At 69.8% G+C, this 14,002-nt stretch carries 12 protein-coding genes and 1 pseudogene; 4 read left to right on the top strand and 9 right to left on the bottom strand.

What is annotated here, in order from left to right:
* Positions 1-36 precede the first annotated feature (36 nt).
* The 8 genes and pseudogenes from LRA98_RS08065 to LRA98_RS08100 form a co-directional block, all read right to left on the bottom strand.
* Positions 37-567 carry a CBS domain-containing protein gene (locus LRA98_RS08065; RefSeq protein ID WP_338018469.1) on the bottom strand — a complete coding sequence of 177 codons (531 nt, stop codon included), beginning with the start codon at positions 565-567 and terminating at the stop codon, positions 37-39.
* Positions 565-1,806, bottom strand: a pseudogene (gene icd / locus LRA98_RS08070) (isocitrate dehydrogenase (NADP(+))); the annotation flags it as partial. The gene LRA98_RS08065 and the pseudogene icd, both read right to left, overlap by 3 nt.
* Before the next feature lie 111 nt (positions 1,807-1,917).
* Positions 1,918-2,880, bottom strand: a complete 963-nt coding sequence (gene trxB / locus LRA98_RS08075; RefSeq protein ID WP_201241817.1) for a thioredoxin-disulfide reductase — start codon at positions 2,878-2,880, stop codon at positions 1,918-1,920.
* A gap of 74 nt (positions 2,881-2,954) precedes the next feature.
* Positions 2,955-4,358 carry an AmpG family muropeptide MFS transporter gene (locus tag LRA98_RS08080; protein ID WP_370641513.1) on the bottom strand — a complete coding sequence of 468 codons (1,404 nt, stop codon included), beginning with the start codon at positions 4,356-4,358 and terminating at the stop codon, positions 2,955-2,957.
* Positions 4,355-6,049, bottom strand: coding sequence for a potassium channel family protein (locus LRA98_RS08085; RefSeq protein ID WP_238633270.1), 1,695 nt, complete (start codon positions 6,047-6,049; stop codon positions 4,355-4,357). Before LRA98_RS08085 ends, LRA98_RS08080 begins: the two co-directional genes overlap by 4 nt.
* 15 nt (positions 6,050-6,064) lie before the next feature.
* Positions 6,065-6,448: a DUF6394 family protein gene (locus LRA98_RS08090; protein ID WP_201173209.1), complete on the bottom strand. Its 384-nt coding sequence runs from the start codon at positions 6,446-6,448 to the stop codon at positions 6,065-6,067.
* A gap of 19 nt (positions 6,449-6,467) precedes the next feature.
* Positions 6,468-7,139, bottom strand: coding sequence for a deoxyribonuclease V (gene nfi / locus LRA98_RS08095; RefSeq protein ID WP_238633269.1), 672 nt, complete (start codon positions 7,137-7,139; stop codon positions 6,468-6,470).
* A gap of 16 nt (positions 7,140-7,155) precedes the next feature.
* Positions 7,156-8,199 carry an NADP(H)-dependent aldo-keto reductase gene (locus LRA98_RS08100; RefSeq protein ID WP_238633268.1) on the bottom strand — a complete coding sequence of 348 codons (1,044 nt, stop codon included), beginning with the start codon at positions 8,197-8,199 and terminating at the stop codon, positions 7,156-7,158.
* A 132-nt stretch (positions 8,200-8,331) separates the two neighbouring features.
* Between LRA98_RS08100 and xth the strand changes: the two genes are divergently transcribed.
* The 4 genes from xth to LRA98_RS08120 are packed head-to-tail and all read left to right on the top strand — an operon-like array spanning position 8,332 to position 12,696.
* Complete coding sequence (xth, locus tag LRA98_RS08105; RefSeq protein ID WP_238633267.1) at positions 8,332-9,135, top strand: exodeoxyribonuclease III; 804 nt, start codon at positions 8,332-8,334, stop codon at positions 9,133-9,135.
* Complete coding sequence (ubiD, locus tag LRA98_RS08110) at positions 9,132-10,598, top strand: 4-hydroxy-3-polyprenylbenzoate decarboxylase (protein ID WP_238633266.1); 1,467 nt, start codon at positions 9,132-9,134, stop codon at positions 10,596-10,598. Before xth ends, ubiD begins: the two co-directional genes overlap by 4 nt.
* Positions 10,599-10,634: 36 nt before the next feature.
* Positions 10,635-11,642 carry a CDP-6-deoxy-delta-3,4-glucoseen reductase gene (locus tag LRA98_RS08115; protein ID WP_238633265.1) on the top strand — a complete coding sequence of 336 codons (1,008 nt, stop codon included), beginning with the start codon at positions 10,635-10,637 and terminating at the stop codon, positions 11,640-11,642.
* A complete protein-coding gene (locus LRA98_RS08120) occupies positions 11,617-12,696 on the top strand; it encodes a phytoene/squalene synthase family protein (RefSeq protein WP_238633264.1) in 1,080 nt (359 codons plus the stop codon). The genes LRA98_RS08115 and LRA98_RS08120 overlap by 26 nt, the downstream gene beginning before the upstream one ends.
* A gap of 19 nt (positions 12,697-12,715) precedes the next feature.
* On the opposite strand, the gene LRA98_RS08125 is transcribed toward LRA98_RS08120, so the two are convergent.
* Positions 12,716-13,606: a fructosamine kinase family protein gene (locus tag LRA98_RS08125; RefSeq protein ID WP_238633263.1), complete on the bottom strand. Its 891-nt coding sequence runs from the start codon at positions 13,604-13,606 to the stop codon at positions 12,716-12,718.
* Between the last annotated feature and the right edge of the window lie 396 nt (positions 13,607-14,002).

Here is a 14,002-nt window from a genome sequence, read left to right on the forward strand (position 1 = left end):
CCCCGCCTGCTTGGGGTGGTTGCGTGGTCACTCGGCCTACTCGGGCAGCCCGAACTGCTCGACGCTGGCGAAGATGTCGGTATCGGAGATGATCCCGATCGGCCGGCCCTGGGTGTCGATGACCACCATGCGCCGGATGTTCTCCGCGCCCATGCGCTCGGCGCAGTCGAGCAGCGAGGTGTCCTCGGGTACGGTGATCAGCGGCCGCGTAGCCACCTCAGAGATGCGTACCTGGCTCGGTTGCTTGGTGGCCGAGACCACCCGGCTGATGACGTCGCGCTGGGTCATGATGCCCATGCCGTCGGCCTCGTCCGGCGCGGGCTGGACCACCACCGAGGAGATCCGCCGCTCGCGCATCAGGTGCATGGCGTCCTCGACGCTGGTATCGCCGGACATGGTGACCAGGTTCGGGTTCATGAGGTCGGCCACCGTGTGCGGCACCCGGCCCGAGGCGACCATCTCCTCGAGTGGCGCGACCACCCGGCGCTGCTCACGGGCCTGGCGCTCGGCCTCGATCGCCTCCTCGCGCTCGCGCTGGATGCGGTCGATGTCGATGGTGCCGTGCATCTGATCGATCAGCGCGTCGGCGAACTGGCTGGTCTTCACCTCGGTGGCGCCCTGCAGCGAGCGGGCGAAGTCGTAGGTGACGATCCCGGCGCCGACCACCTTCTCGTAGGCGGCGCGGATCAGGTCGGCTGCCTCGCTCCAGCCGATGTGCTCGAGCAGCATGACGCCCGAGAACAGCAGCGAGCCGGGATTGACCTTGTCCTGGTTGGCGTACTTCGGCGCGGTGCCGTGGGTGGCCTCGAATACCGCCACGTTGTCGGACATGTTGGCGCCCGGCGCGATGCCCACGCCACCGACCTCGGCGGCGATGGCGTCCGAGAGGTAGTCGCCGTTGAGGTTCATGGTGGCGAGGACGTCGAACTCGTTGGGCCGCAGCAGCATGAGCTGGAACATGATGTCCGCGATGCGGTCCTTGATGACGATCTTGCCCTCGGGGCGCTTGCCGCCGTAGGTGGCGTAGAGCTCCTCCTCGGTGATGGTCTGGTCCGGGAACTCCTCGCGGGCGACCTCGTAGCCCCAGGTGCGGAAAGCCCCCTCGGTGTACTTCATGATGTTGCCCTTGTGCACCAGGGTGACGCTCTCGCGGTTATGCTCGATGGCGTACTCGATCGCCTTGCGCACCAGGCGCTTGGTCCCGAACGGGCTGATCGGCTTGACGCCGAGACCGGCGCCGTCGAAGAACGTCTCGCCCATCTCCTCGCGCAGGAAGCGGGCGACCTTCTCGTTGTCGGCGCTGCCGGCCTGGTACTCGATCCCCGCGTAGACGTCCTCGGTGTTCTCGCGGAAGATCACCACGTCGATGTCCTCGGGGCGCTGCAGCGGCGAGGGGACACCGGCGTAGTGGCGCACCGGGCGGACGCAGGCGTACAGATCGAGCTCCTGGCGCAGGGAGACGTTCAGCGACCGGAAGCCGCCGCCCACCGGCGTGGTCAGGGGCCCCTTGATGGAGATGAGTACGTCCTTCAGGGCGGCCTTGGTCTCATCGGGGAAGTAGTTGCCGTAGTACAGGGCGGCGGCTTTCTCGCCCATGTACAGCTCGGCCCAGTGGATCTTGCGCCGCCCGCCGTAGGCCTTCTCGACCGCGGCGTCCCAGATGCGCATGCAGGCGCGGTTGATATCGGGCCCGATGCCGTCGCCCTCGACGTAACCGATGATCGGGTTGTCCGGGACCTGAAGTCGGCCGTCGGACCCGACGGTGATCTTCTGGCCGCCCTCGGGGTACTGGATTTGTTGGCTCATGGCTCCTCCCGCTGGATTTCCTTTCGGCGGCGCGTGGCCGGTCCGGCTTTTGGCCGCGGTCCCGGCGCCTGTGACAAACGGGCTCTATTCTCAATCAGCCCCCGGGGCCAATCAAGAATGGGCGAGCCGCTCCAGGTAACGCTCCACGTCCAGCGCGGCCATGCAGCCGGTGCCGGCCGAGGTGACCGCTTGGCGATAGACGTGGTCGCAGACGTCGCCGGCGGCGAACACACCCGGGACGCTCGTCGCCGTGGCGTTGCCGTCCAGGCCGCTGTTGACCCGGATGTAGCCGCCGGACATGGCCAGCTGACCCTCGAACAGCCCGGTATTGGGGGAGTGGCCGATGGCGATGAAGACGCCCGAGACCTCGCGTTCAGCGATCTCGCCGCTTTCCGTATGGCGCAGGCGCACGCCGTTCACGCCGCTGTCGTCACCGACGACCTCCTCCAGGGCCCGGTTCCAGCAGATATCGACGCGCCCCTGCTCGACCCTCTCCATGAGCTGGCGCTGGAGGATCTTCTCGGCGCGCAGGTTGTTGCGTCGGTGCACCAGGGTGACGTGGGAGCAGATGTTCGCCAGGTACAGCGCCTCCTGGACGGCGGTGTTGCCGCCGCCGACCACCGCAACCGGCTGATTGCGGTAGAAGAAGCCGTCGCAGGTGGCGCACGCCGACACGCCCTTGCCCATGAATTGCTTCTCGGACGCCAGGCCGAGGTACTTGGCGCTCGCCCCGGTGGCGATGATCAGCGCGTCGCAGGTGTAGCGATGCTGGTCGCCCTCCAGGGTGATCGGCTGCCCGGCCACGCTTGCGGTGTGGATGTGGTCGAAGATGATCTCGGTGTTGAAGCGCTCGGCCTGGCGGCGCATGCGGTCCATGAGTTCCGGACCCTGAATGCCTTCCGGCTCGCCGGGCCAGTTGTCGACCTCCGTGGTGGTGGTCAGCTGGCCGCCCATCTCCATGCCGGTGACCAGGACCGGATCGAGATTGGCCCGCGCGGCGTAGATGGCCGCGGTGTAGCCGGCCGGGCCGGAGCCGAGGATCAGCACGTTGCAATGCTTGCTCTGTTGGGCCATGGGGTCACGACTCGTCTGTTTGCAGGGGTGGATGCACCGCACGCCCGGCGCGCGCGGCCGGGGATATGTTAGCGCTATTGCAAGGGTGTCTCTACGCCGTCGCGCCCCGGTCGGTGGATGCGGTCCGGGTGGGCGTAGCGCAGCAGGACCAGGGCCAGGGCAATCGCCGGGAGCCCGGCGGCGGCAGAGATCATGAAGAAGTGGACCCAGCCCACCTGCTCGGCGACGACCCCGGTGAAACCGCCGAGGAACTGACCCGGCAACGTCATCAGCGAGCTGAACAGCGCGTACTGTGTGGCCGTATAGGCGGTGTTGGTCAGGCTCGCCAGGTAGGCGAGGAAGACCGCGATCGCCATACCGCCAGTGACGTTGTCGGCCACGATGGCCGCGATCAGGCCGTGGATCTCCGGACCCAGTGTCGCCAGCCACGAGAAGGTGAGGTTGGTCAGTGGCGCCAGGATGGCGGTGGCGATGAGCATCGGCGCGATGCCCACGCGGCTGACCATGACGCCGCCGAGGGCGGCGCCGAAAAGGGTCATGGCGAGGCCGAAGGCCGCCGCGATGTTGGCGATCTGGTCCTTGGTAAAGCCCAGGTCCAGGTAGAACGGGTTGGCCATCACGCCCATGACGATGTCGCTGACGCGGAAGGTGGCGACGAACAGCAGGATGATGATGGCCACCGGGAGGCCGAAGCGCTTGAAGAAATCGGCGAAGGGGCAGAGCACGGCGCCGATCAGCCAGGCCGTAATCCGCCGGCGCAGGCCCCGGTGCGGGGTCCGCTCCAGGTAGTCGACGACCCGCTGCTCCAATTGCCGCGTGTCGCGGCTGACGGCCACCTGCGGCTCGCGGATGAGCAGCGTTGTGGTCAGGCCCACGCCCATGAGCAGCGCCATGCCGCTGTACGCCAGGGTCCAGTTGCCCCAGGCGGCCAGGTGCAACGCTCCGGCCCCGGCGGCGAGCAGGGCGATGCGGTAGCCGAAGACATAGGTGGCCGCCATGGCCGCCTGCCGATGGCGGGCGGCGGCCTCGACGCGGTAGGCGTCGATGGCCACGTCCTGGGTGGCCGAGCCGAAGGCGGCGGCGACGGCGAACACGGCCACCAGGCCCAGGTACTCGGTGGGGTCGGTCAGTGCCATACCGAGCAGTGAGCTGGCCACGATCAGCTGCGCGAGCAGCATCCAGGAGCGGCGCCTCCCCATCCAGGGGCCGAGCACCGGCAGGGTGAGGCGATCGACGAAGGGCGCCCAGACCACCTTGATGCTGTGGGCGATCCCCACCCAGCTGAGAAAGCCGATGGCGGCCAGCTCGACGCCCATGTCCTGGAGCCACGCGGTGAACGTGCCGCCGACCAGTAGCAGCGGCAGCCCCGCCGAGAAGCCGAGGAAGGCCATGGCGATGACCCGCGGGTGCAGATAGACCCGCAGCCCGGCGTAGCCGTTGCGCTCGGCCGGTGCGGTGGGGGTTGCCTCCTCGCTCACCGGCGCTCCCCCAGCCAGCGCCAGATGGAGCCGTCGGGGCGCTGCTCGCCGGTGGTCAGATAGCGCAGCGTGTTGCGGTGGAACAGGGTCCAGCGCAGCTGCGCGCGCGCCTCGGTGGTCCCGCAGCACAGCAGCCGGTCCCCCGGTTCCAGCGGCACCTGCAGATCGGGCAGGGGGACCACGGCCTCCGGGCGGACCAACAGCAGCGCCACGGTGTTCATGCCCTGGCCGCTCTGCTGGGGGTCAGCCAGGATGTCGCCGATGGCCACCTCGGCGCCCTCGTGACGGAGTTCAAGGATCGCCGGGCTGCGGCGCTCGCTCACCTCCAGGGTCCAGATCTCCGGAACCCGGCCACCACTGACCTCGCGGATGCGTCGGGCCACCGCGGCGTGCCAGCTGCGGTCGAACCCGCGTGCGATGCGCAGGAATTCCGGCAGCAGCGGTGCCGTGATCAGGCTCAGCATGCGCGTGGCGATCAGGTAGCTCGGTTCCACCGGCATTTGCAGCTGCGCCGCCTTGAACAGCGGCCGATGGGCCATCTGGTTCTCGCGGGCGGCGAGGTAGAGGTCCGGCTTGATGTCCCGCGCGGTCATGACGATGGAGAGGTTGTCGGCATCGTCGTCGGTGCCGGCGAGCACCGCCTCGGCCTGCTCGACGCCGGCCTCACGCAGGGTCACCGCCTCGGTCCCCTTGCCGTAGATGGTGCCCTCCGGGGCGCCGGTCTGCTCCGGGGTCCGCTCGATAACGGTGTAGGGCACGTTGACCTTGTCGAGCCGCCGGCAGACCGCCTTGCCGAAGCGCCCGTAGCCACAGATCAGCCACCGGCCCGAGGGGGGGCGGGGCGGCTCAAAGAGGGGCGTGTTGGGCATCCCCGAGAGCCACTCATAGACCCGGTGCATCTCCGGCTTGGTGATCGCCAGCGCCAGGCGGTCGGCGAACGAGGAGAACGGGTCGACGACGTAGTCGGTGCCGAACGAGGCCATGTTGTCCGCCGTGGCGCGGTTCTCGGCGCGGCAGATGACGCGCTGCTCCGGGTGCAGGAGCCGCACCGTGATGGCGATCTGCAGGTTGGTGTGGTCGTCGTTGGTCACCGCCAGCACGCCGGCGCACTGTGGGTGATCGAGCCCGGCGGCGCGCAGGTTCTCGGTGACGTTGGCGTCGGCCTGCCAGCCGGGCACGAAAAGCCGCAGGTCGCGGGTCTCCAGATCGGCGATGCGGTCGGGGTCGACATCGAGCACGGTGGCCTCCCAGCCCCGCTCGGTGAGCGAGCGGACCAGCAGCGAGCCGGTGTCGCCGTAGCCGCAGATGATCCAGAACGGGTCGGCGAGACGCCGCACCCGGCGCCGGAAGCGCCCGGCCTCCACCGTGCGGCGGAAGATCGGATCCTGGATCAGCCCGACGATGGTCACGATGGCGTAGAACCAGGCGATCACCGGCGGGTAGATGGCCAGCATGTACCCGAAGCGCTGCGCGTAGTTGAACTCGTGCGGATACTCGCCGAAGCCGATGGTCGGCGCCGTGTAGGTCAGGAAGTAGAGGGCGTCGATGAAGTTCATCCGCCACGGCTCGCCGTCCGGGTGCTCGCCGGGGATGGCCATGAGCACCAGGATGCCCAGCGCATAGCTGCCGATGAGCATCAGCAGCGGGCCGCGCATGCGGCGCAGCACCATGTAGAAGGCGGCGTTGCCCATGGATCGGTCCTGCGCCTAGCGGTGGATCTTCACCGTCTCGATGATCAGCAGGGTCACCGAGACCACGTTGGCCACCAGCGCACCGCTGGCTAGGGAGACGATGCTGGCCATGGTCATGTCGGTCAGGCCCACGCCGGTGCCGTAGACCGCCACACCCCAGAGCACGGCGGCGGCAATCAGCTGCAGGTCGGCGACCAGGCTTGCCGCCAGGAGGATGGCGCCGATCTGCGTGCGTTCGCCGAACTTGAGCACCGTGGCGATCAGGTTGACCACGATGGCGGCGAACAGCTCCCAGGCGGCGTGGTGGTCCGGGTTGTCGATCGTCCCGTAGACGAACCCGAAGTTCAGGGTCAGCGCCAGCAGGATGAAGAAGCCGAAGACGACCTTCTCGAGATTCATGAGAACTCCTTGGTTTCCGTCAGCCGCCGCGCGAGGCCAGCCGATCGGCGGTGCGGATCGGCTCCGGGAGGCGGTAGCGGGTGCAGCAGGCCATCACCCAGGCCGCTGCCGTGTCGTAGTCTAGGCGGTGACCGGGCGAGACGTATACCGGCCGCACCCGTGCACGGGTGCGCAGCACCGTGCCGATGCGCTCCTGGCCGTCGTACAGCGGTGTCTTGGCACCGCGCGCCTCGGCGACCGCGGCGTGCGAGCCGATCAGTCGCGATTTGCCGACGCCGATGCTCGGTCGCTCGAGCAGGACGCCCAGGTGAGCGGCGATGCCGAGCCGGCGCGGGTGGGCGACGCCTTGGCCGTCGCAGAGCAGCAGCTCGGGCAGTGTTTCCAGCCCAGCCAGAGCGTCGAGGATGGCGGGCAGCTCCCGGAACGAGAGCAGCCCCGGGCGGTACGGCATCTCCACCGGGCGGCGGGCCTGCCGGCTTTCCTGCAGCTCGAACCCCGGCCAGCTGTAACGGGCCACGGCGGCGCAGGCGGTGGCCCCGCCGTCGCGGAAGCCGACGTCGACCCCGGCAACGTTCACTACCGGCGGCAGGTCGTTGGCCAGCCGCACCCGCTGGTGCAGCTGGCGTTGGATCCGCGCTCCTTCAGCGGCGTCCACGCGCCAGGGGTGCGGGATCCGGCAGGGCCAAGTCACGCCGCCGGCCCCCGGTTTACGGGCACGGGTTGGGGTTGGCGGCGTGGATCGCCTCGATGCCGTCATGCACCGCCTCGGGCAGGGTCAGATCGGCCGCGGCCAGGTTGTCGGCCAGCTGCGCCTGGGTCGTGGCGCCGATGATTGTGCTGGTGCAGAAGGGCCGTTGGGTGGCGAAGGCGATGGCCATCTGCGCCGGGTCGAGATCGTGCTCACGGGCCAGCTCGACGTAGGCCCGGGTGGCTGTCACGCCCCGCTCGCCGGTGTAGCGCTGAAAGCGCTCGTAGAGGGTCAGCCGGGCCGCGGCGGGGCGCTGCCCGTCCAGGTACTTGCCGCTGAGCACACCGAAGCCCAGCGGCGAGTAGGCCAGCAGGCCGCAGCGCTCGCGGTGGCTGACCTCAGCGAGGCCCACCTCGTAGCTGCGGTTGAGCAGGCTGTACGGGTTCTGGATGGAGACGATGCGCGGCAGGCCCAGGCGTTCGGCCTCGGCGATGAAGCGCATCGCCCCCCAGGGCGTCTCGTTGGACAGGCCGATGGCGCGGATCCGCCCGGCGGCCACCAGCTCGCCCAGCGCCTCCAGGGTGCGCCGGATGCGCGCCCGCTCGTCCTCGCCTTCTTCCTCAGGGCAGGGATAGTCGAGTCGCCCGAAGAAGTTGGCGCGGCGCTCGGGCCAGTGAAGCTGGTAGAGATCGATGTAGTCGGTCTGCAGCCGCCGCAGCGAGCCGTCCACCGCCTCCCGGAGCTGCTCGGCGGTGTAGGCGCGCTGTCCGTCGCGGATCGAGTCGAGCCCGGGGCCGGCGATCTTGGTGGCGATGACCAGGTCCTCGCGGCGAGGCTGGCGGGCCAGCCAGCTGCCCAGATACGCCTCGGTGCGCCCGGCGGTCTCGGTGCGCGGTGGCACCGGGTACATCTCCGCGGCGTCGATGAAGTTGACCCCACGCTCGGTGGCGAGGTCGAGCTGCGCGTGGGCCTCGGCCTCGGTGTTCTGCTCGCCCCAGGTCATGGTCCCGAGGCAGATGCTGCTGACGCGCAGATCGGTGTGGCCGAGTGGACGGTATTCCATGGGCGTGCCCTGCTGTCGGCGTGGACCCGGTCAGTTTCCCGGCCGCGCCGGCTGCCGGCAAGCCCCCGGCGGACTCGTGGCGGCGCCGGCGAGCCGTTAAGCTGGGGGCGACCGCCGAAGAAGGAGACCCCGGTGAAGATCGCCTCGTGGAACGTGAACTCCCTGAAGGTCCGCCTGCCTCAGGTCAAGGCGTGGGCGCAGAGTGCCGCACCGTCGGTGATCGCCCTGCAGGAGACCAAGGTCCCCGACGACCAGTTCCCGCTCACGGCGTTGCAGGAGGCCGGTTACCAGGCGTGTTTCGCCGGCCAGCGAACCTACAACGGGGTGGCCGTGCTTGCCCGCAGCACGCCGGAGGAGGTGGTGACGGATCTGCCCGGCTTCGCCGATGCCCAGCGCCGGGTGCTCGCCTGTACCGTGGACGGGGTGCGGCTGATCAATCTCTACGTGCCCAACGGCCAGGAGGTGGGCTCGGAGAAGTACGACTACAAGCTGCGCTGGCTGGAGGCCCTGCACCACTGGGTGGCCCAGGAGCTGGCGGTCCACGAGCAGGTGGTGGTGCTGGGCGATTTCAACATCGCCCCAGAGCCGGCGGATGTCCACGACCCCGCCGAGTGGGAGGGCAAGGTGCTGTTCAGCCCGCCCGAGCGCGAGGCGCTGCAGGGGGTGCTCGACTTGGGGCTGGTGGATACTTTCCGGCTGTTTGAGCAGCCCGAGGCGCAATTCTCCTGGTGGGACTACCGGGTCAATAGTTTCAAGCGCAACCGAGGCCTGCGCATCGACCTCATCCTGGCCAGCAGCGCCTTGGCGCGGGCCTGCACCGCGTCCGGGGTCGACGTCGAGCCGCGCCGCTGGGAGCGTCCCTCGGATCACGCCCCGGTGGTCGCCGAGTTCGACCCCGCGCTGCTGGCGGGGGGCGAGGGCGGGAGCCCGGTATGAAGTACCGCGACCTGCGCGAGTTCCTCCAGCACCTCGAGGCCCGGGGCGAGCTCAAGCGTATCCGCCACCCGGTGGACCCGCATCTGGAGATGACCGAGGTCTGCGACCGGACCCTGCGTGCCGGCGGCCCGGCGTTGCTCTTCGAACGCCCGCGCGGCTACGACACGCCGGTGCTCGGCAACCTCTTTGGCACGCCGCACCGGGTGGCCCTCGGCATGGGCGCCGAGGATGTTGCCGCGCTGCGCGAGATCGGCGAGCTGCTGGCCTTCCTGCGCCAGCCCGAGCCGCCCACGGGGATGCGCGATGCCTGGCGGCAGCTGCCAGTCTTCCGCCGGGTGCTGGACATGTCGCCGAAGACGGTGCGCAAGGCGCCGTGCCAGGAGCGGGTGATCGAGGGCGAGGACGTGGATCTGTCGCGCTGGCCGATCCAGACCTGCTGGCCCGGCGATGCCGGTCCGCTGATCACCTGGGCCCTGGTGATCACCCGTGGCCCGGAGAAGGAGCGGCAGAACCTGGGCATCTACCGCCAGCAGGTGATCGGCCGCAACCGGGTCATCATGCGCTGGCTCGCCCACCGGGGTGGGGCCCTGGATTTCGCCGAGCATCAGCGCCACCACCCCGGCGAGCCCTTCCCGGTGGCGGTGGCCCTGGGGGCGGATCCGGCCACCATCCTCGGCGCCGTCACGCCGGTGCCCGATGCCATCAGCGAGTACGCCTTCGCCGGTCTGCTGCGCGGCTCGAAGACCGAGCTGGTGACCTGCAAGGGGTCGTCGCTCCAGGTGCCCGCCTCGGCCGAGGTGGTGCTCGAGGGCCACATCCACCCCGGGGACACTGCCGAAGAGGGCCCGTTCGCCGACCATACCGGTTACTACAACGAGACCGAGACCTTCCCGGTGTTCACCATCGACCGGATCACCCACCGGGCGGCGCCGATCTACCACTCCACCTACACCGGACGGCCCCCGGACGAGCCGGCGGTGCTCGGCGAGGCGCTCAACGAGGTCTTCGTGCCCATCCTGCGCAAGCAGTTCCCGGAGATCGTCGACTTCTACCTGCCGCCGGAGGGCTGCTCCTACCGCCTGGCGGTGGTCACGATCCGCAAACAGTACCCCGGGCACGCCAAGCGCGTCCTCCTCGGGGTCTGGTCGTTCCTGCGCCAGTTCATGTATACCAAGTTCATCATCGTCACCGATGACGACGTGGACGCCCGCGACTGGAAGGCGGTGATCTGGGCGCTGACCACCCGCAGCGACCCGCGGCGCGACGCCACCTTCATCGACCACAGCCCTATCGACTACCTCGATTTCGCTTCCCCCGTCTCGGGGCTGGGGTCGAAAATGGGGCTCGACGCCACCAATAAGTGGCCCGGGGAGACCGACCGCACCTGGGGCACACCGGCCACCATGGATGAGGCCACCCGGGCCCGGGTGGACGCCTATTGGGCGGAACTCGGTCTTGATTGACGCGGCAGCGGCCGCCCACGAACCAGGCAGAGGGTCATGACCTACACCGTGCGCTTTAGTGACGGCACCGAGATCGGTGCCGAGCCCGACGAGGCGGTGCTCGACGCCGCCCTGCGCCAGGGCGTCTCGCTGCCCTATGGCTGTCGCAACGGCGTCTGCGGGACGTGCCGTGCGCCGGTGCGTGCCGGCGAGATCAGCTACCCGCCGGGTCAGCCCAAGGCGCTGGATGATGCCGAGCGTGCCGCCGGCCTGGCCCTGCTCTGCCAGGCCCGCCCCGCCAGCGACCTGGCCGTGGACCTGGAGCCCCTGGGCGACGCCGCGGCGCCGCCGCGCATCCTGCCGGCGCGGGTGGCGCGCATTGAGCACCTGGCGCCCTCGGTCTGCCGTCTCTTCCTGCGTCTGCCCGAGGGCAAGCGTCTGCCCTTCCGGCCGGGGCAGTATATCGACGTCCTGCTCGCTGACGGCGAGCGACGGGCCTTCTCTCTGGCCAGCTCGCCGTTGGAGGATGACCATCTGGAGCTGCACATCCGCCACATCCCCGGCGGACGGTTCACCGATCACGTCTTCCAGCGGATGCGCGAGGGCGAGCTGCTGCGCATCGAGGGGCCGCTCGGTCAGCTCTACCTGCGCGAGGAGAGCGACCGGCCGGCGTTGCTCGTCGGCGGAGGGACCGGTTTCGGGCCGCTCAAGGGGATCGTCGAGCACGCCCTGGCCCGCGGCGATCGGCGCCGGTTTCACCTCTACTGGGGCACCCGCGAACGCGCCGGACTCTACCTGGACGACCTGGCCCGCCGCTGGGCCGAGACCTATCCCGGTGTGGATTACACCCCGGTGCTTTCCGAGCCCGGCGCCGAGGACGCGTGGGACGGGCGGGTCGGCTGGGTGCACGAGGCGGTGGTGCACGATCACCCGGATCTCTCGGGCTTCGATGTCTACATGAGCGGTCCGCCGCCGATGACCGAGGCTGCTCGGGCGGCCTTTCTCGAGCACGGACTGAACCCGGAGCGACTCTTCTACGATGCATTCCACTTCAGCCACGAGTGACCGCTACAGGGCGTACCGCTGGGCGGTGAACCGCGCCTATCAGGAGGCCGCGCTGCCCGGCGTCTCGCGCACCTTTGCGCTGACCATCCCGCAGCTGCCCGAAGTGCTGCGCGATACCGTCACCAATGCCTATCTGCTGTGCCGGGTGGCCGACACCATCGAGGACCACTCGTCGGCGGACGCCGAAGCCAAGCACGACCTCATGCTCGGGCTCAAGGAGGCGCTCCACGGTGCCCGCGACCCGGCGCGGCTTGCCGGGCAGATCGAGCGCGCACTCGACTGGGACACGCCGCCGGCCGAGCGCGACCTGGTGGTCGCGCTGCCGCGGGTGCTCGCCGTTACCGGTGGCTTGCCCGAGGCGCACCAGGGGCCGGTGATCCGCTGTGTCTCGGTTATGGGCGAGGGCATGGCCCGCTTCCAGCGCCTGCGCTCACCGGTGGGGCTGACCGACCGGGCGCAGTTCGAGGAGTACTGCTACTACGTCGCCGGGGTGGTCGGCGAGATGCTCACCGACCTGTTCATCCTCGAGGTCGAGGGCTTCGACCCCAACCGGGATGAGATGATGGACCTGGGGCGGCGCTTCGGTCTGGGGCTGCAGGCGACCAACGTCATCAAGGATGTCTGGGCCGATCGCCAGCGCGGCGTCTGTTGGCTGCCGCGGGAGATCTTCACCGAATCCGGCTGCAGCCTGGGGCCCGATGCCGACTGGAGCGAGGACCCGGGGTTCCACCGCGGCATCGGCCGCATGGTCGAGATCGGGGTCGAGCACATGGAGGCGGCGCGTGCCTATATCCTGCGCATCCCGCCCACACAGCCGGGCATCCGGCGTTTTTGTGCCTGGGCGGCGACCATGTCGTTGGCCACGCTGCGGCAGATCCGCCGGCACCCCGGCTTCAAGTCCGGCGACGAGGTGAAGATCAGCCGCCGCCAGGTGCGTCGCCTGGCCGGGCTGACCAACTACGCCGCCGAGCGCGACTGGGCCATGCGCACCGTGCTGGCCTGGAGTGGGCGCGGTCTGCCGCGGCCGCTGGTGCGCTCCCGCGAGCGGGCGTGAGCGGCCTCGCCGTGGCGGCTCAGCCGCCGATCTCGGCCAGCAGCCGATCGATCAGCCGCTGCGACTGGCTCAGGTACATGCCGCCGAACAGGTTGAAGTGGTTGAGCACGTGGTAGAGCTGGTAGAGGTCGCGCCGTACCGCGTAGCCGGGATCACGCGGCCAGATGGCGTCGTAGCCCTCATGGAAGGCGCTCGGGAAACCGCCGAATAGCTCGCTCATGGCCAGGTCCGTCTCGCGGTCGCCGTAGTAGGTGGCCGGGTCGTAGATCACCGGCGCCCCGTCGCCGGAGAAGGCGGCATTGCCGCCCCACAGATCGCCGTGGAGCAGCGAGGGGGCCGGCGTGTAGTCCCGGAACAGTGCCCCCAGCCCCGCCGCCAGGCGTTCCCCGGCGTCGACCACCCGGCGCCCGGCGCCGCGTTCGGCGGCCAGGCGCAGCTGGTGGCGCAGCCGCCGCTCGCGGAAGAACCGGACCCAGTCCTCGTCCCAGCCGTTGGGCTGCGGTGTCGCGCCGATGAAGTTGTCGCGGTGCCAGCCGTGGGCCGCGGCGCAGGCCCCGTGCAGGGCGGCCAGCCCCTCGCCCAGGCGCCGGTAGCCGGCGGTATCGCCCCGGCCGGAGAGGTCGATGTGCTCGAGGACCAGGAAGTACTGTCCGCCGTGAGCGCCCTCGGCGATCGGCCGCGGCACCCGCAGTGCCCCGGCGCCGGCCAGCTCGCGCAGGGCGTCGGCCTCGGTCTCGAACAATTCGGCCCCGGCGGCATCGTTGATCTTGACGAAGAAGCGGCGGTGCCCGTCGCTGAGGGTGAAGGCGTCGTTAATGCAGCCGCCCCCGGCGCCGCCCCGGCGGGCCGGGCCGAAGGCTTCGCCGGTGGCCTCGGTGATGGCGGTCTCGATGGTTTGTTGCAGATCCATGGCCAGCGCTCCTGCGGTTCAGGGGTCGGATGCGTGACGGACAACGTGCAGAATAGGCGGCTGCGACTCAACCGTCCCGGACCCCGTTCCGGGTGTTCACAGCGAGGTGCCACCGTGTCCCGAATCCCCCGATCCGCCACCCTGGCCTGCGCCGCAGCGGCCCTGTCCGCCGGCGGTTGCGCCACCCTCGACCGGGAGTACGAGGCCGCCTTGCTGCTCGGCGATCTGAGCGCCGAGGGCCACGAAGAGACCCGCCTGCAGGATCGCGGCGGCGACCCTGAGCGCACTTCAGTGCGCTACGACAAGGGCCAAGGCGAGCGCGAGGCGGATCTCTACCGCCCGGACGGCGAGGCCCGCGGCAACCTGGTGCTGATTCACGGCCTGACCGAGCAGGGC

The organism is Halorhodospira sp. M38 (assembly GCF_022227985.1).
GTDB lineage: Bacteria > Pseudomonadota > Gammaproteobacteria > Nitrococcales > Halorhodospiraceae > Halorhodospira > Halorhodospira halophila_A.